21 protein-coding genes (1 of these 21 cut by a window edge) are annotated in these 22,003 nt (G+C 59.4%); 14 read left to right on the plus strand and 7 right to left on the minus strand.

From position 1 onward, the window contains the following. The 3 genes from RLW55_RS03795 to RLW55_RS03805 all read left to right on the plus strand — a co-directional run. Positions 1–367 carry the 3' portion of a M23 family metallopeptidase gene (locus tag RLW55_RS03795; protein WP_423415619.1) on the plus strand. It extends 1,685 nt beyond the left edge of the window, so 367 of the gene's 2,052 nt are visible here — the last part of the coding sequence; its start codon lies beyond the left edge, outside the window; the stop codon is at positions 365–367. Between the two features lie 340 nt (positions 368–707). Beyond that, positions 708–1,547 carry an alpha/beta fold hydrolase gene (locus RLW55_RS03800; protein ID WP_423415620.1) on the plus strand — a complete coding sequence of 280 codons (840 nt, stop codon included), beginning with the start codon at positions 708–710 and terminating at the stop codon, positions 1,545–1,547. 178 nt (positions 1,548–1,725) lie between these two features. Beyond that, a complete protein-coding gene (locus RLW55_RS03805) occupies positions 1,726–1,977 on the plus strand; it encodes a hypothetical protein (protein WP_013950526.1) in 252 nt (83 codons plus the stop codon). 44 nt (positions 1,978–2,021) lie between these two features. Here the strand turns inward: RLW55_RS03805 and RLW55_RS03810 are convergent, their stop codons facing one another. Continuing rightward, a complete protein-coding gene (locus tag RLW55_RS03810; RefSeq protein ID WP_423415621.1) occupies positions 2,022–2,462 on the minus strand; it encodes a c-type cytochrome in 441 nt (146 codons plus the stop codon). A gap of 268 nt (positions 2,463–2,730) precedes the next feature. Between RLW55_RS03810 and RLW55_RS03815 the strand changes: the two genes are divergently transcribed. Continuing rightward, a complete protein-coding gene (locus tag RLW55_RS03815) occupies positions 2,731–3,129 on the plus strand; it encodes a (R)-mandelonitrile lyase (protein WP_423415622.1) in 399 nt (132 codons plus the stop codon). 181 nt (positions 3,130–3,310) lie between these two features. After that, a complete protein-coding gene (locus RLW55_RS03820) occupies positions 3,311–4,033 on the plus strand; it encodes a DUF2092 domain-containing protein (RefSeq protein ID WP_423415623.1) in 723 nt (240 codons plus the stop codon). Between the two features lie 65 nt (positions 4,034–4,098). On the opposite strand, the gene RLW55_RS03825 is transcribed toward RLW55_RS03820, so the two are convergent. Next, positions 4,099–5,169 (minus strand): OmpA family protein, encoded by a 1,071-nt coding sequence (locus RLW55_RS03825; RefSeq protein ID WP_423415624.1) that lies wholly within the window; start codon positions 5,167–5,169, stop codon positions 4,099–4,101. Between the two features lie 272 nt (positions 5,170–5,441). Between RLW55_RS03825 and RLW55_RS03830 the strand changes: the two genes are divergently transcribed. From RLW55_RS03830 to RLW55_RS03860, 7 genes are all read left to right on the plus strand, one after another. Further along, positions 5,442–6,149, plus strand: a complete 708-nt coding sequence (locus RLW55_RS03830) for a hypothetical protein (RefSeq protein ID WP_423415625.1) — start codon at positions 5,442–5,444, stop codon at positions 6,147–6,149. 316 nt (positions 6,150–6,465) lie between these two features. Beyond that, positions 6,466–7,560, plus strand: coding sequence for an acyltransferase family protein (locus RLW55_RS03835; protein WP_423415626.1), 1,095 nt, complete (start codon positions 6,466–6,468; stop codon positions 7,558–7,560). Further along, on the plus strand, positions 7,557–8,567 hold the full coding sequence (locus RLW55_RS03840) for a glycoside hydrolase family 5 protein (protein ID WP_423415627.1): 1,011 nt from the start codon (positions 7,557–7,559) through the stop codon (positions 8,565–8,567). Before RLW55_RS03835 ends, RLW55_RS03840 begins: the two co-directional genes overlap by 4 nt. Before the next feature lie 155 nt (positions 8,568–8,722). Further along, the gene (locus RLW55_RS03845) at positions 8,723–8,953 is read left to right on the plus strand and encodes a hypothetical protein (RefSeq protein WP_409561795.1); all 231 of its coding nucleotides are present in this window, start codon (positions 8,723–8,725) and stop codon (positions 8,951–8,953) included. A 912-nt stretch (positions 8,954–9,865) separates the two neighbouring features. Beyond that, positions 9,866–10,144, plus strand: a complete 279-nt coding sequence (locus RLW55_RS03850) for a DUF1289 domain-containing protein (RefSeq protein ID WP_423415628.1) — start codon at positions 9,866–9,868, stop codon at positions 10,142–10,144. A gap of 901 nt (positions 10,145–11,045) precedes the next feature. Continuing rightward, the gene (locus RLW55_RS03855) at positions 11,046–11,432 is read left to right on the plus strand and encodes a nuclear transport factor 2 family protein (RefSeq protein WP_423415629.1); all 387 of its coding nucleotides are present in this window, start codon (positions 11,046–11,048) and stop codon (positions 11,430–11,432) included. 210 nt (positions 11,433–11,642) lie between these two features. After that, on the plus strand, positions 11,643–12,518 hold the full coding sequence (locus tag RLW55_RS03860) for a DUF6236 family protein (RefSeq protein ID WP_423415630.1): 876 nt from the start codon (positions 11,643–11,645) through the stop codon (positions 12,516–12,518). A gap of 137 nt (positions 12,519–12,655) precedes the next feature. Here RLW55_RS03860 and clpB read toward each other — a convergent pair whose 3' ends face one another. Next, on the minus strand, positions 12,656–15,247 hold the full coding sequence (gene clpB / locus RLW55_RS03865) for an ATP-dependent chaperone ClpB (protein WP_423415631.1): 2,592 nt from the start codon (positions 15,245–15,247) through the stop codon (positions 12,656–12,658). A 194-nt stretch (positions 15,248–15,441) separates the two neighbouring features. Between clpB and RLW55_RS03870 the strand changes: the two genes are divergently transcribed. Both RLW55_RS03870 and RLW55_RS03875 read left to right on the plus strand, forming a co-directional pair. Next, the gene (locus RLW55_RS03870) at positions 15,442–16,215 is read left to right on the plus strand and encodes an MOSC domain-containing protein (RefSeq protein ID WP_423415632.1); all 774 of its coding nucleotides are present in this window, start codon (positions 15,442–15,444) and stop codon (positions 16,213–16,215) included. 54 nt (positions 16,216–16,269) lie between these two features. Continuing rightward, complete coding sequence (locus RLW55_RS03875; RefSeq protein WP_423415633.1) at positions 16,270–17,193, plus strand: hypothetical protein; 924 nt, start codon at positions 16,270–16,272, stop codon at positions 17,191–17,193. 212 nt (positions 17,194–17,405) lie between these two features. On the opposite strand, the gene RLW55_RS03880 is transcribed toward RLW55_RS03875, so the two are convergent. The 4 genes from RLW55_RS03880 to RLW55_RS03895 all read right to left on the minus strand — a co-directional run bounded on the left by RLW55_RS03880 (position 17,406) and on the right by RLW55_RS03895 (position 21,911). Beyond that, positions 17,406–18,338 (minus strand): DUF4167 domain-containing protein, encoded by a 933-nt coding sequence (locus RLW55_RS03880; protein ID WP_423415634.1) that lies wholly within the window; start codon positions 18,336–18,338, stop codon positions 17,406–17,408. A 548-nt stretch (positions 18,339–18,886) separates the two neighbouring features. Further along, complete coding sequence (gene prmC, locus RLW55_RS03885) at positions 18,887–19,795, minus strand: peptide chain release factor N(5)-glutamine methyltransferase (RefSeq protein WP_423415635.1); 909 nt, start codon at positions 19,793–19,795, stop codon at positions 18,887–18,889. Continuing rightward, positions 19,792–20,871 carry a peptide chain release factor 1 gene (gene prfA / locus RLW55_RS03890; protein WP_423415636.1) on the minus strand — a complete coding sequence of 360 codons (1,080 nt, stop codon included), beginning with the start codon at positions 20,869–20,871 and terminating at the stop codon, positions 19,792–19,794. Before prfA ends, prmC begins: the two co-directional genes overlap by 4 nt. 101 nt (positions 20,872–20,972) lie before the next feature. Then, positions 20,973–21,911, minus strand: coding sequence for a hypothetical protein (locus RLW55_RS03895; RefSeq protein ID WP_423415637.1), 939 nt, complete (start codon positions 21,909–21,911; stop codon positions 20,973–20,975). Between the last annotated feature and the right edge of the window lie 92 nt (positions 21,912–22,003).

Raw genomic sequence — 22,003 nt, forward strand, 5'->3', positions numbered from 1 at the left:
CATCGCCGCCGGCAACGGCACGATCGAAGAGGAAGGACGCAAGGGCTACTACGGCAATTACATCCGCATCCGTCACGCCAATGGCTACCAGACGGCATACGCACATATGAGCCGGTTCGGAAAATTCCATGTAGGCGATAAAGTCCGGCAAGGCCAAGTCATTGGCTTCGTCGGCTCGACGGGCCTGTCGACCGGCGCCCACGTGCACTTCGAGGTGCTCGTCAACAATCGCTTCGTCGATCCGATGTCGATCCAGGTGCCGCGCGAGCGCAAGCTCGAAGGCAAGGACCTCGCCGAATTCCAGAAAGAGCGCGCCCGCGTCGAAGAACTGATGCGCCTCGCCCCCGTTATGACGGCCAACAAATAGCGCCTTGCGAAACCACAGATCGCTCGCGCAGGCGAGCGAAGCTGGCTTGCCAGAGCCCGCCGCGCGTCCAATTAAACTCTATCAAAATTCTCGCCTATCGACGCGTCTAACGAACGCGGGCGCCCGCCGGGAAAATGAAAGCGGCATGCCATCGTGCGGCAGAGCGCTCGGCTAAAGACACGATGACATGGATCGCACGATAGAAATTCGCATTTCGGCATCGAATTCCCGGCGTATTTTCTCATTCGCACTTTCATGTCGCTTCCGCCGCTTGCCGGGATGCCGAAATTCCTCCAGGTCTCAGCCCGCCCTTCCCTTTTCCCAGTGAGAGGATCACGCCATGTCAGAGACAGTCACCACCAAGGACGGTGTAACCATTTACTTCAAAGATTGGGGCCCGAAAGACGCTCAGCCCATCGTGTTCCATCATGGCTGGCCGCTATCCGCCGATGACTGGGACGCGCAGATGCTGTTCTTCTTATCGAAAGGCTATCGCGTCATCGCTCACGACCGCCGCGGCCACGGCCGCTCGTCGCAGGTCAGCGAAGGCCATGACATGGACCACTACGCCGCAGACGCTGCAGCCGTCACTCAACACCTCGACCTCAGAAACGCCGTCCATATCGGCCATTCGACCGGCGGCGGCGAGGTTGCTCGCTACGTCGCGAAGTACGGTGAGCCGCAAGGCCGTGTCGCCAAAGCTGTTCTCGTCAGCGCCGTTCCGCCACTGATGGTCAAAACGGACGCCAACCCCGGCGGAACGCCGATCGAAGTCTTTGACGGATTCCGCTCCGCGCTCGCTGCCAACCGCGCACAATTTTTTCTCGATGTGGCGTCAGGTCCCTTCTACGGCTTTAACCGCAGCGGCGCGAAAATCTCGCAAGCCGTGATCGAGAACTGGTGGCGCCAGGGCATGATGGGCAGCGCCAAGGCTCACTATGAAGGCATCAAGGCGTTTTCTGAAACCGATCAGACTGAAGATCTGAAGGCGATCACCGTCCCCACACTCATCCTTCAGGGCGACGATGATCAGGTTGTCCCATACGCCGATGCTAGCCTCCTGCAGGCGAAGCTGCTGAAGAACAACACGCTCAAGGTTTATCCGGGCTTTCCGCACGGCATGCTGACCACACACGCCGACGTCATCAATCCGGACCTGCTCGCGTTCGTGAAGAGCTGAGCACAAGCATTGTCAGCGATCGGCAACAGAGCGTTGTCGATCGCTGCATTCATGCGGAACCATTTGTGCACGTTCTGGATTCTCATTACGTAGCGCGCGATCAAAGCCCGAATCGCAAATGATGCTATAGATTAAGAATCAATACCGTCCGCGGGGGACGACAACGAGGGAGCAGATCATGAAGACGTTTGCAGGATGTCTTGTCCTTGCCGCCGGCATCATCGTCGCGCCGGTTGCCGCCAGCGCCCATGAACGCGTAACGGACGCCGCGCTTGGCGGTCTTGCCGGTGCAGTTGTTTTCGGACCGGTCGGCCTAGTGGCAGGCGGCGTCATCGGCTACACTGCAGGCCCAAAGATCGCCTGCAAGATCGGCGCGAAACGCTGCTATCGCCATCGCGCGCGCTACCGCCGGGACCGCGCGCGCAACTAGCCGAATAATCTTCTCGAAGGGATCCGGGAAAAAAGATGGGCGGCTTAATTGCCGCCCGTCTTTTTCTTTGTGTCGCTCGCCAAAAACTTAATGATCAGCGCACGTTGTTTCTTGTCGGGCAAGCCGCTGAAGATTGCGCCCATATTGTTGCCGGGAACGACCGCATTCGGATTGGTAATCCACTGGTCGAGATTTTGCTCGTTCCAAGTGATGCCCGAGTCTTTGAGAGATTCCGAATAATCAAAACCTGGAACGGTGCCGGCCTTGCGGCCTACGACACCATAGAGTGTGGGACCGATACGATTGTCGCCCTTATCGAAGGCGTGACATTCGCGGCAATGTCCATTGAAAGCAAGTTCGGGATCGTCATCGTCGGCATGAGCGACGACCGACGCTGTTGTGCCGACCAGACCGATACCCAAGGCTAAAGCCGAAAGAAGGATGGCGGAGTGAAGCGAGCGGGGGAGAAGCGGAATTTTTTTCATGTCCGTAAAAACTCGTCCTTGAAAGTTTCGGTTCCGGCTTGCCGCCTTACAAATTGGACAGCCCACAGCGTAATGCGAAGACTACCGGCGTTCGACAACGCCCAAGCGACAGACGACATTCAAAATAGATATGAATGAAAATTCCGGTTCCCAATTCGCACGAGTTCCACAAATCATGAAATATCGTTTAGATCATCGCCGCACGGCATCGCCCCTAGGGACACAGCGCAATTCAGTTCCGACTTCGACATTGAGGAAATCGTATCCGATGGACATCCGGCGAAACGGCTCCCGACCGAACAATCGCGGTTCCTCAGAGTACTTCACCGGCGACGTCCACATCGAACCTCTTGTGCAGGCCACGGCGCCCGCTCGTGTTGCATGCGCTATCGTCACGTTCTCGCCAGGCGCCAGGACAGCGTGGCACACCCATCCGCTTGGACAGACCCTTATCGTCACCGCAGGTCGCGGCTGGGTGCAGCGCGACGGCGAACCACCCGAAGACATTCATCCCGGCGACGTCGTCTGGTTTCCGCCCGGTGAGAAGCATTGGCACGGCGCCGCGGCCACCAGCAGCATGGTGCACATCGCCATTCAAGAGTCGGTGGACGGTAAAACCGTCGATTGGCTTGAACAGGTCGGCGACGATCAATATCCCCTCGGTTGAATTGCCCTTTTTAAATATTTCCGCAGAAACGGCATTTACTTTCGACAATTGAATTGACGAACAAGGAAAATTGGCACCCAAAATTAACGCTGGGATGAGACCACCCATGGGGAGATCATCGCCGCATTCTAAACTGACTGGCGACGGGGGAAATCAGACGCGCAACCTTGGAGACACGCAGATGTCGTTTCGATTTTTTGCCTACCCATTTCTGGCGTTGATGCTCGCCGCCACCGGCGCTGCAGAGGGACAAACGAGCGACGCTGCGCAGGCAGCGTTCAAAAAGCTTGACGATTACCTGCAAAACAATCCCATGGATTTCGAGACGAAATTCAACGCCACCTCCGACGGCAACGAGCTTTATCACGGCACTGGCCATTTTATCCTTCGTCAGCCGACCGCATTGCGCGCCGACATCTCGCTCAACGCCAACACCTACGTCGTCATTTCAGACGGCACCGTGCTGACGATCTACGATCCACAACAGAAGAAATATTCGCAGAACGCCGCTCCGGGCTCGCTTTCAGCGGCGTTCGGGTTCTTCGCCGGCGAGCTCGGCATCGACTCTCAAGTCCTGAATTTCATGGGCGTCGTGCACGAGGCCGTCAGCGGCAACGACGGCACGACGATCAAGGCCGCCGGCAACGAGTCCGTCGACGGCAAGTCTTGCGACAAGTTTACGGTCACCGGAGCATCCGGAGACGACACTTGGCAGGTCTGGATGGAGCAAGGCGACAAGCCGCTTTTCTGCAAGCTCGTCTATCACAGTGTCGACGGCCCGGCGCAAACGAACGTGTTCCACTGGAACGCCGCTCCGAAGATTTCGCCGGACACCTTCACATTTACGGCTCCGGCCGGCAGCACCAAAGTTGATGTCGGCGATCTCAACATGGTCTCGCCGTAACGACGGCAAATCGGCGGCCGGCGCTGCGCGTCGCCGGCCGCCCTGCAAATTTCCCATTCCCGTACTCACATGGCGTTGCGCAATTCGACCCGCCGGTCGAGTTGCATCAGGTCATCGCGCGAAAACTTCGAGCGGTCGATGCCCATGAATGGCTGCGTCGCACCCTCTGGGATCAGTTTCAGCTCTCCGTCGTAGCCGCCGTTCCGCAAGAACGCCGCAACCGTATCGAGCCGCTTGCGTGACAGATCCATGTTGTATTCGGCCGTCCCGCGCTCATCCGCGTGCCCAGTGAGCGAAATGGATTTGAACTTCTTCAGCTGCACATAATCGAGCAGAAGTTTTGCTGTCTTCTCGCCGTCGGACGTCAGCGTCGCTTCGTCGAAAACGAACGTCATTGGAACAGGTATCGTCGCCGACTGCGGGTGCTCGGAACTTGCGACCTCGGGCGGCGTCGACGCCAATGCTTGAACCTCCGGCACGGCGCCGCTGTTCTGCGATGCCGGAGGAGGCGCGGTCGCCGTCGCCGAGCTTCCAGTCTGCGCTTGCGCTGCAGCCTCCTCGCGCGCCGATGCGACGACGTTCTCGAAATTCTTCAGCAGAGCGACCGACGGTGACGTCCCGCGCTGAGCGGCATCGCTCACCGCTGTCTGAGACGGCAGCGCCGCCGCCGGTTTGGCGTGAGAGCCGTTATCCTCGGCCGACGTTTCGCTTGCGATCTTGAATGTGCCACTCCGCAAGCTGAACTTCGGATCGGGGCCAGCAAACTTGTGATCCGTTGCAAGCGACCAGTCGCCGTTGTCATTCGCCTTGGCTGTCGCCACCGCGACATCGCCTTCAAACACCGTGACTGAGCTACCCGGAGCGGCACGCCCCGCAAAAACCGAAGTCGAACCCGACGTCGAGACCTCGGCAAGATCGAGCTTCACGCCATCGCCGGCTGATCCTTCGCTGCTCTTCTCTTTTCTGTCCGGTTCGTTGCCAGCCTGCCCCGAAGCTGACGAGCCGGCATCGGCCTCGGCCTTTGATCCAGCCGCCGGAGCATTGGCGACCGAAGCAGGTTCCGCCGCCTCGGAAGCCGGTTTGTGAGCCTCGAAAACCTCGTCGCCAGACAGTCGGAAATGGAAGACTTGCGCCAAGGCGAAAGCTCCCGCGGACAAACACAGAAAAACGATCAATAAAACCCATCGGCGCATTGCAGGCCTCTCACAACGCGAAAGCGCGCATTTTCATACTCTATTAGGGCCTTTGCAAGGATCTGACGACATTACGCGGCAATCCTGCGCTCGCCGCTTTGGCCGAGCCCTAGTAACAAACGTGGCGAATTCACCGAAGTTGGCATGACTTCCGACAGTCACAGTGCGTTTGCCCATCCAAGACTAGGAACTATGGCTCCAACGAGGAGAGATTGATGAAACCCAAAATACGTTCCGTAGCCCTCTCATCGTTCATCACCGTCACGGCTCTTTTGTCCTCTCATATCGCCATCGCCGACAACAGCAAGAACTTCGTCTGGACGGACGGGTCGACCACACGCATCGAGGCTCTGGCGTTGCTCGAAACACTCAATTCCGAACTTCTGAGCCACGATAGCGCCACGCTCACTCTGGATCGTTGGTGCGAAGATCACAGGCTTGCATCACCCCCGGCGCGTATCATCGCCGAGTTCGTCCACGGTGCCGAAAAGCCCCTCTCCGCCGAACAACGCCAAATACTTGGTGTCAGTCCTACGGAGCCAATCCGATATCGCCAAGTCCGTCTGAGTTGCGGAGGCCATGTGCTTTCCGAAGCGGACAACTGGTACGTGCCAAGCCGCCTCACTCCGGAGATCAATCATATGCTCGAGACGAGCGACATCGCATTCGGTCGCGCTGCGCAGTCGCTCAAGTTTCGACGGCACACACTTTCCGCAAAGCTTCCCTGGTCGCCCTTGCCCCACAATTGGGAGATGGCCGGCACCCTAACGAAACCGCACGACGGAGTTCCACTCGTTGTTCCACACCATGTGCTTCAGCACGTGGCCGTGCTGACGCTTCCCGATGGCCGACCGATCAGCCAGGTTGTCGAAACCTACACCGAGGAAGTGCTCGACTTCCCGCAACCAATCGCAAAACCCTGATCAACCTGGAACAGCTCGGAGAGAGCAATGCGAGCAAAGCATCACATTTCCTCTCTTCTGTTCGACGTGAGACTTTGCCGCGTTTTATCAAAACTTGTTTCACATCGAAACGAATGCAGCGATCACATGCACCCCCGCACGCACGGGAGATGAATCGCCGCATTCGCATCGCTGTCTAATGCCTGTCTAATCCGAGTGCGATGCGCACGCCGCGCGAAACGCCGGCTCTTGAACACGCGATGGCTCATTAGACATCGAGCTGCAAATTTCGTGCGGCTGCTCTGCGAGCAATTTAACAGCGGGGGTTGTTTCGGATTTGAAAAAAGCCCTTCCCAACGAGCAATCTGATGCGAGAGGGGAGGCACCCTCGACATCGCATCCCGTTCGCCACGCAAACAACTTTCAAGCGTTGCGCTGGCTTGCCGCAACATCCGTCATCTTGGCTCACTCATATGGGCTGCGTGATCTTCAGGGCGTCTACACGCACCTCACAGGCCTGGACCTTGGATGGTCTGCAGTCGTGATGTTCTTCACAATAAGCGGCTATCTAATCAGCGCGTCTGCGCAACGGCGGTCCGCTCTAGAATTCTGGCAAGCACGTTTTTTGCGGATCTTTCCGGGTCTGATTGTCTGCACGCTGGTAACGGCGCTCGTCATATCGGCGTTTTCGACGCTGAGTTTCAGCCAATTCATCACCGACCGGCAGACGCTTCGCTACATCTTCGGTTCGGGCACATTGCTATCGACTGAATATTCGCTTCCCGGAGCATTCCAGAATCACGCCGTCACATATGCAAACGGTTCGCTGTGGACGCTGCGATATGAGGTTGCGAGCTACTTCCTCGTTTTCATGCTCTTCCTTCTATCTTATCGGACCGGCATAATTTTTGCGGGAGCGATCATATCCACCGGCTTCGCGTGTGCTCTTGGCTACGGGGTGCCAACCGCGCTCGGTCACACGATCCCGGTGCAGGCCACCAATTTCCTCACCCTGTTCGTCCCGTTTGCCATCGGCGGGTGGTTTCAGGCGAGCAAACGAAGCGGCCCCAAACTGCTTTGGGTGGTGATCGCGATCGCGCTTGCGGCAGCGTTGATGCGCACGCCGACAAACACGATCTTTGCAGCAGCCGCGATTTCGCTGCTCACGTTGTGGGTTGCCTTCCGCCCGGCACGCGTGCTGACAAGGCTGGATGTGCTTCCGGACTATTCGTACGGAATTTACATTTACGCCTATCCTATTCAGCAAATGACCATCCAGCTCCTTCCTGGCTGGCATCCGCTGGCGCAAGCGCTCGTCGCATTTCTGGTCACCCTCGTGCCAGCGTCTATGTCATGGCACTTCATCGAGAAGCCGGCCATGGCGCTGAAGTCCATCCGGCTTTTTCCTGTCGCGAGAGATACCGTCTTATGAAATTTCCGATTCAGAAAATCTGGCGCGCCGTGCTCGTGGCGATCGCCTGCCTTTCGGCTTCGCCTGCAATTGCAGACAGCAAAGCGGCGTGGATGACCGGCGTCAACCTGTCGGGTGCGGAACTCAACGCAAAAAAGAGCCGGATCAATTTCGACTACGTTTTCCCGACGATCAAAGAGATCGAATATTTCCGCGCCAAGGGCTTTCGCTATTTCCGGCTCCCGGTGCTGATGCAGAGACTGTTCCAATTCGAAGGCGGCGTTCCGAATCCGACGCCGACGGCCGACTGGAAGCAGTTTGTCGCCTTGGTCGACAAGGCCGCCAACATCGACGCGATTATCATCGTCGACTTCCATCAGTTCGGCCGAACGCAATCCGGCCTCATCGGACGCGACGCGGCAGCGACGCAGGAGTTCGTCGCGGCATGGTCGGAAACCGCGAAGCGCCTCAAAGATAAGCCCAACGTTATCTTCAATCTCATGAACGAGCCGCACGAGCAGACGGCGGAGGAGTGGCTGCCGGCCGCGAACGCCGCGATTGCCGCCATCCGCCAAGCCGGCGCCAAGCAACTGCTGCTGGTGCCGGGCTCCTACTGGACCGGCGCGCATTCGTGGACCACAACCCCGAACGCGCGCGTCATGACCGGCGTCGTCGATCCGGAGAACAACTTCGCCTATGACGTTCATCAATATCTCGACTCCAACAGTTCCGGCACGTCCCCGGACGCCGTCCCCGGATCGGGAAGCGAACGGCTCAAGGCCTTCACCGAATGGGCCCGTCAAAATCACGCGCGCGGCTTTCTTGGCGAGTTCGGTTTTTCGTCCGCCGAGCCAGCCCTTCGCGAAGGCGCCGCGCTGATAAAGTATATGTCCGACAACCGGGACGTCTGGATCGGATGGACGTATTGGGCGGCTGGGCCCTGGTGGGGCGATTATATGTATTCGGTCGAACCCAAGAACGGGACCGACCGCCCTCAGCTTGATGTTCTCGTGCAGGGGAACAAATAATCCGTTTCTCTGGCTGCATCGTTGGCGGACATTCCCGTCTCAACTCGCGTCAATTCGACTGAACGGCATTAATCCCGAGTTCAGGATAACAGCGGGAAACTGGCGATGACGTGCGCAAAATAATCAATATCGCACGTCCCAACGGAGACTTTGCCATGATGAAGCTTTTCGCGCCTCTACTCGGTCTTGCTGCACTTATCGCCATCGATCTGTCATATGCCGCCACACCCGCTGCCGCCCTTGGTGGCTGCGGCCCGAACCGCCATCGCAGCAGCGTCACCGGCCGCTGCATCTGGGGCGGGCAAAATCAGGGATGGTGCAAACGGCATACCGGCTTTAGGGCCGTCCGCACGCCCAGCGGCAGAATGGTCTGCGTAAGACGTTAATCTGCGACCAGTTCTGATTAAGAACTTCACCATCCGGACGTGATGCCTCGCGCATCGCGTCCGAAATTTTTGTCCAACGCGATCGGCGGCCGGCGAAACAGCAAACGTCCACGGCGGCCGGCGGACGCAAGTGATGCGCAACCGGCCGGCTCCACGAAGTGGAGTCGGTTGCGCCAATCAACAAAGAGGCGGGACGGCAGGGCCTCGCGCTTTGGATATTTTGATTGGGGATGCGGACCATTGCCGCCCCGCGCATGCCAACTCTCCGCCTCGTCCCCCGGCCCATATGTCCGGAGCCTCTCGTATGAGTGCGGATCGCTCCTGAACGATCCCTGAGTCGTCGAACCCGCCATCCGCCCCGCATCCCTTTATGCAAGAAGCGTTTCACCGCGCCGAGCACCCGATCGTGCTTGTCGCGCGGCAGACAGAGAACCCGCGGCTTACCGATTTCTCCGCGCGACCCCGCATGCTCTTCCCACTCACGTCTCGCGGCACGAGCTCATGCCCTTTGTCCTTCGTGAGAAGATGCGAGGAAGTATGCGGGAGGTTTCGAGAGCGGGGATAAGTTTTTTGCAGCGATTTCTATCGCCGTTAAAACTACACGCTCTCTCTGATCCGTCACCCCGGCGAAGGCCGGGATCCAGCCTAGTCAAAAACATGCGAGATGCTGAAGGAATTTACCCGACACGACCACTACAGCAGCGGCAGGCTCTTTCTGGCGCACTAGAGGATAGGTTTGAAAGTCGCCGAACGAAAACTACATATCATGACAGTTTCCTGCATCTTATTGCTGGGCAGTTCGCGACGCGCGATGCCACCGAAAGCGATCTCACGTCGGCCGATATGAAAGTTCCCTCTCCCTGCATCGATGTTTGCAAATTCAAGCACGCCGGACATTGCATCGGCTGCGGCATGACCAAAAAGCAGAAAAAGAAATTTAAGCGTCTCGACGGTCGAACGGCAAAGCTCGCGTTCGTAGAAGCTTTGCGCCTGAGACAGATCGAGATCGGTCTCAAGACCAATTGGGAACGCGCCTATCGTCGCCGCTGCACAAAGAAGGGCATCGCGTGTCCGCTCGACCGGCTCCCATCGCTGCCCTCCAATGATCTGGACGACGGAATGTCATCCTCGGGCTTGTCCCAAGGATCCATCGATCAGCGGTCGGAGCAGCAAGATAGATCCTCGGCATAAAGCCGAGGATGACACTAGGCAAAGACCTAAGTTCCTCACCGAGTGTGGCGAAGCAGCCGTCTTGAACACACGTCGGCTGCTTCTTCTTATTTCAGATTAAACGCTGAATCAGCCGCGCGTTGCGAGATCGGTCAACGCCTGCTGCACAGAGCTGGACGCACGACTAGCAGTAGTGGACGGCTTATAATCTCCGTCAGCGTCTTTGACGCTTGAACGGTCTGGCCCCTTCGTCAGGTAGTCGCCGTCTGCGGCGCGCGTATTTTTAGACTGCGCCGGAGATGTTTTTTGTAGAGAGTTTGCGGCCGTTGAGTTGACTGAAGTGATGTTCACGATTTTTGCTTCCTCGAAAATATGTTGTCGCGAGATTGAGCACCGCCCGGCAAAGCACGCTTCAAACATTCGCTTGGCAGGAACCGACTCAACATATTTCGCCGCGGTTAGTTTTCTCTTATGCGCGAAGTGAAAAGCGCAGCTCGATTTCACTCGGCCGATTACAGCTTTGTATGATTCACGTTGCTCGGCTTAGCGGCCGCTTTCAACCATACAAATCTGTGAGTAACGGACCGCGTGACGCGTTCGAAATTCCTATGAGAGCGTCATACAATTTTGTGACTAAGGCAAGCACGTCATATAAATCGCGACACCGCGCTGATCACGTTGCGCTTCAGCTTTTGGCGACTGCAGCGAAGCGTCGACAATCTCCACAAGTCTCATCATGCAACGAAGAATGTGCGCATCAACGCTCTTCCCACTCACGTCTCGCGGCACGAGCTCATGCCCTTTGTCTTTCGTGAGAAGATGCGAGGAAATATGCAGGAGGTTTCGAGAGCGGGGATAAATTTTTTGCGGCGATGTAGAATGAGGTTAAAGGCTGAGGCCGCTAAACGCGTAGGTGAGTGAGATGGCCGACCAAGACATCAAAGCTGCGCTCGACAGGCACTGGGCCGCGTCCGACTCCGGCGACGACGATGCCGAGGATGAGATCTATCACGACGACGTCGTTCTGGAGTATCCGCAGTCCGGCGAGCGCATCAGAGGACGGCTCGCCATCCGCACGACACGCGGACTGCTACCCAACAAGCACTTCACCATCCGGCGCGTGATCGGAAGCGGTGATCTTTGGACGACCGAGTACGTCATCAGTTATGACGGCAAACCATCCTACGTCGTCAGCATCATGGAATTTCGTGACGGCAAGGTCTTCCGCGAAACGCAGTACTTCGGTGATCCCTTTGCACCCTGGCCCGGCCGCGCGCAGTGGGTGGAGATGATGGGAGGCAGGGAATAGCGGAATACGGATCTGTCGTGGATGACCGCCTGCGCGGCCAAGACGTCAGCAGAGTTGGATCTCATCTCTCCAGCACCGTCATCCCGGCGCAGGCCGGGATCCAGCCAAGCCTAGACACGGGGGATGATGACGCTTGCCTGGGTGCCGATCTTCAAGAGCGTAAGGTATAATGATTAATCATCAAATTGAGTCGGGACCAACGAGGCAAAGATGTCCAGCAAGCGCGGCATTGTCATCTCTACGCCGATTATCGCGAAAAAAGGGCTCTTACAGATCGACGCCGTGCCATTGGATGCACAACAGCTTCGTTATTGGCTCCTATTTTGGGACAAGCTAAATTTCCCGCAGTTAGATGGCGTGTATATCGATCCGGGTGAGGATGGCCAGTTTCTTGAGATGGCGGGCATACTCGAACGACATCAAGTCAACGACGTGATCATCAATATGTCCACCGATCCGACAAAAGATCGACCGGAGGAGCAATTCCAATACCATTTCCTGAGGGCATTTCGCGAACTCGATGCAAAAGAGAAAGGAGTCTGGAGTATCGCCACAGGTGAACAGTCAATTTCACTAGACGATGAAGAATTCGACGAGGGGCGAGGCGTCCTCTTTCGCTTGCATCGCGCATTGCCAGTTCCTGGCAAAGATGTTCCCCTAGATGATGTTCTCAAATTTAAGGAGAAGCGGCGCGATGAACTTTTAGCGTTGAGATACCATCTGGATGCCGCCTACCTTAGAATCACTGCCAACCCCGACAGATCTTTCAGTATGAATTCGGAGCTTGCTGCGATCGAATTAGCTCTCATGAACCTTTCTAATTCCTCGAAGGGAAGCGGAATTAAAAAATGGCTCCCCGCAAGCATCGATGTCGAATTACAGATCGCGTCTGGGGTTAATGCAGCTGTTACCGCCTTCCAAACCGGCCTCCCACTACTTCAAACGATGCTGCAATCGGCTGCAATCAGCATTTCAGCTGCGCGAACACTGAGAAAATTTCGAAGAGATAATCCAGTGCCGTGGAGATACGTGGCAAGCTACCACAATGAAATTTTTCACACTCCAATAGTCGCAACTGCCGCATAGAAACTTAAATAGGCCCGTCCCCGGCGGCCGGCTGCGCGGAGCGCAGTCGCCGGGGAAAACTAATGCCTAAGAAGAAAGAAGCCTCAAGCCCGCGCGGGCGGCCGGCTCCCCGTTAGGGGAGTCGCCCGCGCCAAATATCAAGCCGCAGCTTTGATCGGCCAGCCGTTGATCGTCAGCGCGCCGTCGCGCACTGAGACCGTCACCGTGTCGCCGTCCTTCACGCCGCCCGCGAGGATCTGCTCGGCGAGCGGGTCCTGCACGTTGCGCTGGATGACGCGCTTCAAAGGCCGCGCGCCATACGCCGGATCGTAGCCACGGTTCGCTAGCCACGCCTTCGCCTGGTCATCAAGCTCGATCGTGATCTTGCGATCCGCCAAGAGCTTCTGCAGACGGCCGATCTGGATATCGACGATCTTCGTCATGTCCGCGCGCTGCAAGCGGTGGAACAGGATGATGTCGTCGAGACGGTTCAGGAACTCCGGCCGGAAGCGCGAACGCACTTCGGCCATGACTTCCTCGCGCACGGCTTCCGTCTCCTCGCCTTCCTTCTGCTCGACGAGGTACTGCGCGCCGATATTCGACGTCAGCACGATCAGCGTGTTCTTGAAGTCGACCGTGCGGCCCTGGCCGTCGGTCAGGCGACCGTCGTCCAAGACTTGCAGCAGGACGTTGAAGACGTCCGGATGCGCCTTCTCGATCTCATCGAACAGGATGATCTGATACGGACGCCGCCGCACCGCTTCCGTCAGCACACCGCCTTCCTCGTAACCGACATAGCCCGGAGGCGCGCCGATGAGACGGGCGACCGAGTGCTTCTCCATGAACTCCGACATGTCGATGCGCACGAGCGCCGTGTCGTCGTCGAAGAGATAGCCCGCGAGCGCCTTCGTCAGCTCGGTTTTGCCGACGCCGGTCGGGCCTAAGAACATGAACGAGCCGATCGGCCGGTTCGGGTCCTGCAGGCCGGCACGTGCGCGGCGAACGGCCGTTGAAACGGCGATGACCGCTTCCTTCTGACCGATAACACGCTTGCCCAGCGCGTCTTCCATCTTCAGAAGCTTGTCGCGTTCGCCTTCGAGCATCTTGTCGACCGGCACACCCGTCCAGCGCGACACGACGGCCGCGATCTGATCCGGCGTGACGGCTTCTTCGACCAGCGCGCCCTTGCCTTCTTGGCTTTCGACGTCCGCGAGCTTCTTCTCAAGCTCGGGGATCTTGCCGTAGCGAAGCTCACCCGCGCGCGCGAGGTCGCCCTTTCGCTGAGCCTGCTCCAGTTCGTTACGCAGACCGTCGAGCGTTTCCTTCAGCTTCTGCGCCGAGCCGAGCTTTTGCTTCTCGGCTTGCCAGCGCGCCGTCATCGCCTCGGATTTCTCCTGGAGGTCGGCGATCGACTTCTCGAGCCGCGCGAGACGATCTTTCGACGCCGCGTCGGTTTCCTTTTTCAACGCTTCGCGCTCGATCATCATCTGCATGAGATCGCGGTCGATGGCGTCGAGTTCTTCCGGCTTGGAATCGACCTGCATGCGCAGCCGCGATGCCGCCTCGTCGACAAGGTCGATGGCCTTGTCAGGCAGGAATCGGTCGGTGATGTAGCGGTTCGAAAGCGTCGCCGCCGAGACGAGCGCGCTATCGGTGATGCGCACGCCGTGATGCAACTCGTACTTCTCTTTCAAGCCGCGCAGAATCGAGATCGTGTCTTCCACCGTCGGCTCGGAGACGAAGATCGGCTGGAAGCGGCGGGCGAGCGCGGCATCCTTCTCGATATGCTTGCGATATTCATCGAGCGTGGTCGCGCCGACGCAGTGCAATTCGCCGCGGGCCAGCGCCGGCTTCAGCAGGTTGCCAGCATCCATCGAGCCTTCGGTCTTGCCGGCGCCGACGATGGTGTGCAGCTCGTCGATGAAAAGGATGATATCGCCCTCGGCCTCGACCTCGGACAGCACGGCTTTCAAGCGCTCCTCGAACTCGCCGCGATACTTCGCGCCCGCGATGAGCGCGCCCATATCGAGTGACAGAAGCTTCTTGTGCTTCAGGCTTTCCGGCACGTCGCCCTTGACGATGCGCAGTGCAAGGCCTTCCGCAATCGCCGTCTTGCCGACGCCGGGTTCACCGATCAGCACGGGATTGTTCTTCGTGCGCCGCGACAGCACCTGAATGGTGCGGCGGATTTCTTCATCGCGGCCGATGACCGGATCGAGCTTGCCGCTGCCGGCGGCTTCCGTCAGATCGCGGGCATAGCGCTTCAGCGCGTCATACGCCTGCTCGGCGTTGGCGCTGTCGGCCGTGCGGCCTTTGCGAATGTCGTTGATAGCGGCGTTGATCTTGTCGGGCGTGACGCCCGCGTCGCGCAGGATCTTGCCTGCGTCGGTCGCCGTATCGAGCGCCAAGGCGACGAGCAGCCGTTCGGCGGTGACGAACTTGTCGCTCGCCTTGTCGGCCAGCTTTTCGACGGCGTCGAACACGCGCGCGAGTTCCGACGAGACGTAAACCTGTCCCGAGCCGCCCGTGACTTTGGGCTTCTTCGCGAGGTTCGCCTCGACCGCGCGCAATGCTGCGCGTGAATCTCCGCCCGCCTTCTGGATCAGCCCGCTCGCCAGACCCTCAGGGTCATCGAGCAGAATTTTCAGAAGGTGTTCGGGAGTGACTTGTTGATTGTTTTCTCTCAGTGCCAGCGATTGGGCCGATTGGATAAAGCCCTTGGCGCGGTCCGTGTAGCGTTCGAAGTTCATGTCGCGTCCTCCAGCACATTCCTCACGTCCTTAAGGCCCGGAAAGAATGCCATGCGAATTGATTTTTATCATCCAAGCGCGGCCAAAGACCCGATGGCCGGCATCCCCGCGCACCCGTACGATGCTTCGGATATAGGATCGGGCGCCGCCCGAAAAAGAGGCATCGACCACAAAATCTGAGGGATATTCGCGACATGGCCACTTCCGGGACCGCTAAGATCGAAGCCCTTTATCGCTATCCGGTTAAAGGTTTGACGCCGGAACCGCTCGAAAGCGTCGAATTGCGCCCGATGCAGACCCTGCCCTTCGACCGGGCGTACGCCATCGAGAACGGCCCCGGCCCCTTCGACCCGGCAAACCCTCAGCACCTCCAGAAGATCCACTTCGTCATGCTGATGCGGAACGAAGAATTGGCGACCGTCCGCTCGCTATTCGACGACAGCACCGAGACCCTCGTCATCTCGAAAGGCGGTGCCGAGATCGCCCGCGGCGACCTCCGCACGGAAGCGGGCCGCGCCGCCATCGAAGACGCCATCACCCGCATCGTGACCTCGGGCCTGCGCGGACGCCCCAAGGTCGTCGTCAGCCCCGGCCACAGCTTTTCCGACGTCGCACCCAAATGCGTCCACCTCGTCAACCGCCAGAGCCTGACCGCACTCGAAGGCATGCTCGGCGCGCCCGTCGATGCCCGGCGCTTCCGCCCGAACCTCGTGCTCGACGGCTTGGAACCCTGGCAGGAACTGGACCTCGTCGGCAAAAAGTTGCGGACCGGCGGCATCACGCTCGAAGTCTTCAAGCGCACCGAGCGCTGCGCGGCGACCAACGTCGACCCCGAGACGGGCGAACGTGACATGAAGATCCCATCGTTCCTGTCTAAGACCCTGGGGCACACGGATTTCGGTGTCTACGCCCGCATCGTCAACGGCGGCCGGCTCCACGTCGGCGACACCCTCGAAGTCACCGATTGAGCGAAAGACGGACCCACCGTAAGCTGCTCTCCGGCCCATGGCAGGGATCGAACGATGGCGCGTTACGTCCGCTTCGCAGGCTTGGCGTCCATCGTGATCGTCGAAGACGACGATGAGATCGACGCGCTTCTCGATCATCCTGAGCTCGACCGTACCTATCGCTCCGCCGGCCCGCCGCTCAATCGCCTGCTGCTCTCGACGTTGCGGCATAGTCTCTTTCGAGACGGGCAAGCCCTGCTATCGTTCCGGCCGCGCGGCGATGGCGATCGGGCAGCCGCACAAGCTGCCGCTGCAAAGCGCCTGGATGCGTTTGCCGAGCAGGCGCCTTGGTCCAACGATGCGCTTGCCGCCATGGCGGCCTATGTCGCGAACGGTACGAGCCGAGACGCCGCCCTCGCCGCCTTGACCTACGCGACGGCCTATCCCTTCCTTGCGGCCGATGGTAGGGAAATGCCCATCCCGTTCGAGCCGAAAAAGTTTGGCGACTTGTTCGAGCAATACCAACGACTGAAGTTCGCCCACCAGCGTTGGAAAGGACTGCCAAGTCGCTTCCTCGGTGCTGACCGCCGCGCTGCGCAAGAAATTCTGAGGATGACAGGCGGTGACGATTACGGCCTGCACGCCGTCGGCATCACGCTCGCCAATTCCGAAATCATTCTCGAAAATCTTCGTGCGTCCTTCGCCGTGCGCTTGACCGGAACGGCGACCGGAGCGCCCTTCGATTGGAGGAAGTTGCGCACCGCGCCAGCGATGCTCACGCGGCAAAACAAAACGCCGCTGAGATTTGCAGGCGTTTCCGAGGAAGTTCCGGCGAACGCCCTCGTTCTGCTGAAAACGCGCCAGGCGCTGCGGCCGGACAGTCCTGCCGGATTTGAGTTCGCGAGCAAGCATTGGTCCTACTGCCCCGCGAGCCGCTACATGATGGCGATCTTCGAACGCGTTCACGAGCTAACACAGCGCGCAAGCACGACTGCCTGAGGCGACGGCAAGCGAATTGCGTGAATGTCGACGAAGAGCCCCCCCAGAATAGGCCGCGTCGGAACGGGCTCGTCTCCGGCGGCCGGCTCTCGGAACGAGAGTCGCCGGGGACCAACTAAAAGAGCCGTCCCCTGGCGGCCGGCTCCGCGAAGCGGAGTCGCCAGGGACAAACAAAAAAGAGCCTCGAAATCGAGGCTCTTTTCTAATTCGCTTTATTCGCTGTCTTCGTTCGCGGCTGGCGGCACGGCCGGAGCTTCGGCCGGCTCTTCGCGACGCGGCCGGCGAACCGGACGGCGCAGGAAGGCGGGCTGCTCCTGCTGGTCGATGGAAGCCGCAGCCTGCGGCGCTGAACGTTCTGCACGTTCCGAACGCTCAGGGCGTTCTGACCGCTCTGGCCGTTCCGCCCGCTCGGGACGTTCCCGTTCGGCAGCCGGAGCCGGTGCCGGAGACGTCGCGACCGACGGCTGGAAACTTCCGCCGTTCGCGGGCTCGCGCTCGACGCCGTTCGGAGCCCCACTCGGGGCCTGATAACGCTCGCGACGGCGGAAACCGCCTTCACCCTGATGCGATTCACCGTTGCCGTTATGCTGTGGGCGCCGATCCTCACGGAAGCGACCCTCGCCGCCTTGGCCGTTGCGCTGCTCATACCGGTCACCGCGGTCGCCGCGGAACTCCTGCCGATCGCCGCGATCACCACGATCGTGGCGATTGTTGTTGAACCGCTCGTGGCGCGGCTGGCGATTGTCGTAACGGTTTTGGTTATCGAAATTGCGCTGCTGCTGCGGGAAAGGCGGCTGCACATCCGGCTGGTTGCCCTGACCGGCGATAGCCTGCTGTTGGCCGCCGCCGAACTCGTCACCATCCTCATCGCCGAACTCGTCGCTGTCGGCGCCTTCAGGCCCGGCAAGCGAATGCGTCCGCGCGGCGCCGTTCCCCATCGGGTCCACGCCGCCCTGCTGCGCCATCTGCTCGCGATAGCCCAGGATGATGCGATTATAATGCTCGGCGTGCTGGAGATAGTTCTCAGCAAGCACCGGATCGCCCGACGACAGCGCATCGCGCGCCAGGCTGATGTACTTCTCGGCGATATGCGAGGGCGTACCGCGAATCTTCACGTCGGGCCCCGAGCTCTCGAAGCTGCGCATCAGAGGATTTTGCGATTTGCGGTTATTATTATTGTTGTTGTTTCGTCCGCGACCGCGACGGTTCTGTTGACCTTGCCTCATGGGCTCCCGTTCATGCTTGTTGGTATTGCCATCTGCGCACGCCAATTTCGCGGGGCGACGCCCTGGATCCTTCGATCCAATTCAAAAAAGCTGTCTCTTAACGTCACCACAGTCCTATGGATCGTGCCCCATGGATCCGATCAAGACGGATCACACCAAGGATCGCAGCCCAAGCTCTCGCCCCCACGGCCTCGGGCAAAATCGCAGTCATCCCAATCATCACGCCAGCAAAGATACTAGAGCCGCCTCAAAGGAGCTTGCCCAGCACATATGCCGAGAAGGATAAGCCCGACACTCGCCAATCAACGGACAGAGGGGTCCGCGAAAGTTTGTGCTGATGATCTGAGATGGGAAGGCCGGCTCGGTAACCGCTCTAGCGGTATATTGGCCAGGCACATCCGATCAAACTCTTCGGCCCGGATATTACCCCGGAAACGTAATTCCGCAAATAGAAATGATCGCTTGGGTTAGAGATGTATCTCCAGCGCAACAGCGCGCGTATGGCCACCCAAATCCTGACGTCGCCCAATGGGTTGCGCCCCGGATTTTGAGAAAATGTCTTCAACCGCTTCGGCCTGTGTCGCGCCGATTTCCAGAACCATCAGGCAAGACGCCTGCAATTCCATGATATTCCGGGCGATATCACGGTAAACGCGAAGCCCGTCGTCGCCGCCATCGAGAGCCAGGACCGGATCGAAGTCCTTCACATCCGGCTCGAGACCAGCGATCTCTTCTGTGGATATATAGGGCGGATTCGAAATCACAAGGTCGAACGGCCCCGGACAACCGTCGAGACCAGTTGTCGCAACAAACTGAATTCGATCCGCCACGCCGAGCGCCTCCGCATTCCGGCGCGCAACGGCGAGCGCGGCGGGGCTAATATCCGTCGCCAGTCCCCGCGCATTCGGCAGCTCGGCAAGCAACGTGACGATCAAAATGCCGGATCCCGTCCCAATATCCGCAATCGACAGCGGCACCTCGGACAGTCCGCGCGACCTGACCAGATCAAGCGCCAGCTCGACGACGACTTCGGTATCGGGTCGCGGATCGAGAACGTCCGGCGTCACGATGAAGTCCCGACCGTAAAAAGCCCGGCGTCCGAGAATGCGCGAGACCGGTTCATGCGCTGCCCGCCGGGCTGCTGCATCGCTGAGGAGGCTAGCGGCGTCCCCAAGCGGGCGCCCCGATCCCGACAGCAATTGAGCACCGTCGAGCCCGAGCAGCCCTTGCATCAGAAAGCGCGCATCCCGCTGCGGCGTATCGAGCCCGGCCCCGATCAGCGTTCGCGTCAGGAAGCTCAACGCCTCGGCGAGGCTCATCTCGGGCCGGAAGCCGGACGCCGCCCCGTTATCGGTGCGCGCAGCCCGCATCGTCATGCTGCGCTCAATTCGGCGAGCATCGTCGCCTGATGATCCGTGATCAAAGCATTGATCAGCTCATCAAGCCCATTGCCGGCCATCACTTCATCGAGATTGTAGAGCGTAAGGTTGATGCGATGGTCGGTAACCCGCCCCTGCGGAAAGTTGTACGTCCGGATGCGCTGTGAGCGATCGCCCGATCCGACCTGCGATTTACGCGCGTCCGAGCGTTCGGTCGCCGCGCGCTCGCGCTCCATCTCGTAGATGCGCGATTTCAGAACCGCCATCGCAAGACGCCGGTTTTGATGCTGCGATTTTTCTGCGGAAACGACGACGATTCCTGTCGGAATATGCGTCATGCGCACGGCGCTGTCCGTTTTGTTGACGTGCTGGCCACCGGCGCCGCCAGCACGCATCGTATCGATGCGGATGTCTTCGGGTCGGATGTCGACGTCGAGTTCCTCGGCCTCCGGAAGCACCGCCACCGTAGCAGCCGACGTGTGGATACGACCGCTGGCTTCCGTCGCCGGAACGCGCTGCACGCGATGCACGCCGGACTCGAACTTCAAGCGCGCGAAAACGCCCGAGCCCGTGATCGACGCGATGATTTCCTTGTAGCCGCCAAGATCGTTTTCGGACGCCGAGATGATCTCGGTCTTCCAGCCGTGCAGATCGGCATAGCGCGTGTACATGCGGAAAAGATCGGCCGCGAACAGCGCCGCTTCATCACCACCCGTTCCGGCGCGGACTTCCAGGATGGCGCTCTTTTCGTCGGCCGCGTCCTTCGGCAGCAACGCGATGCGCAGCTGTTGCTCGAGCTCCGTGATCCGCTCGGCAAGCGACGCCCGCTCCGCATAGGCGAGATCGACCATTTCCTTGTCGGCCGACGGATCGTTGATCATCTGTTCGAGATCGGCGCTCTCGGCCTCGGCTTTACGCAACGCATCGATCTGCGCGACGACCGGGCCGAGTTCGGAAAACTCTTTCGAGAGCTTCACGAATTCCGCCTGCGGAACGCCGTGGTTCATCAGATCCTGGATGGCCATATAGCGTTCGGATAGGCGGTCGAGTTTATCGCGCGGCAGAGCTGACATTGAGTCCGATGTTTTTATGAATAGCGAGCCGCAAATAAAGCGGCCGAAAGAGGTGGCGACGGCGATTGAGCCCATCGCCACGCCTCAGGCACGGGTATCTACTACGAACCGCTACCGATCTGCAATTTATCCGCCCGGCGCGTTTCCGGATCGTCAACTTCAATATAGCGCATGCCGTCCCGGATCGGCCCGTAGTGCTCCTGCATGTAGCCGCTGACCCACTGCACGGCCACGGAAAACGGCGCCGAAATCGTCGCAAATATCGACGAATGCATCATGAGCAGCAGTAGGCCGAGTGGCAGCGAAAGGGCGTAAACGGCCCGCTGGGGACGCTCCCGGACCCGGTACAGCGCCTCCTGCGGCAGACGCCGTGCCCCGCTCGCAATGACAGATCCCGCCCGTAACAGGTTCCGGCTCGAAACCGCGAGCCCTGACCGGGCGATATCCGGCTCCTGATCGGAAATGTGCACCGGCTGCTGCGGCCTTGGCCGAGATGGGAGGCCACCATGGTTCTGGGGCATCGAACCTTGCTGAGGGATCAAGCTTTGCTGGGGCATTGACCCCTGTAGCGGCGAATACCCATGTGGCGGTTCGTACGGCTCGTGCCGACTGTGATCGTACGGCTGCTGAGGAGCCGCATATGCCTGCGGCTGAGCCGCCGGCTGTTGGAAAAACGGCTGCTGCTGAAAATGAGACGTCGGCTCGCGGAAATGCCCGTCTGGCGTGGGCGCGGGAAGCTGATTTGCAGTCGGCGCCGCGCGGACGGAAAGCTGCGTGAACAGTGTCCCGATGGCATTCAGAACCGGCCGTCCGTTGACGCCCGCCATCGACGTATAAGTCATGATGATGGCCGACGTTTCCTGCCACTGCGGCAGATACTCAACCTGCCCCGTCTCCAGCGCTTCGACAACTTCCGGTCGAACCGCGAGATAATGAGCTGCCTGCGGCACCGTCAGCCGCAGCGCCTGCCGCAAATCGATAAAAAATCGCGCAATTAGCGCTCGGCTTTCCGCCTGAGCCTGCACCGACGCCGTTGGCACTGGTGCTTCGAAACGGCTATGCCCCTGCCGCTCGTACTCATGACTTCCAACCGAAACGTTCCGCCCAACGCTTCGACGCATACCCTCTACCC

This window comes from Hyphomicrobium sp. B1 (genome assembly GCF_049532635.1).
In the GTDB taxonomy this organism is placed as follows: Bacteria; Pseudomonadota; Alphaproteobacteria; order Rhizobiales; family Hyphomicrobiaceae; genus Hyphomicrobium_B.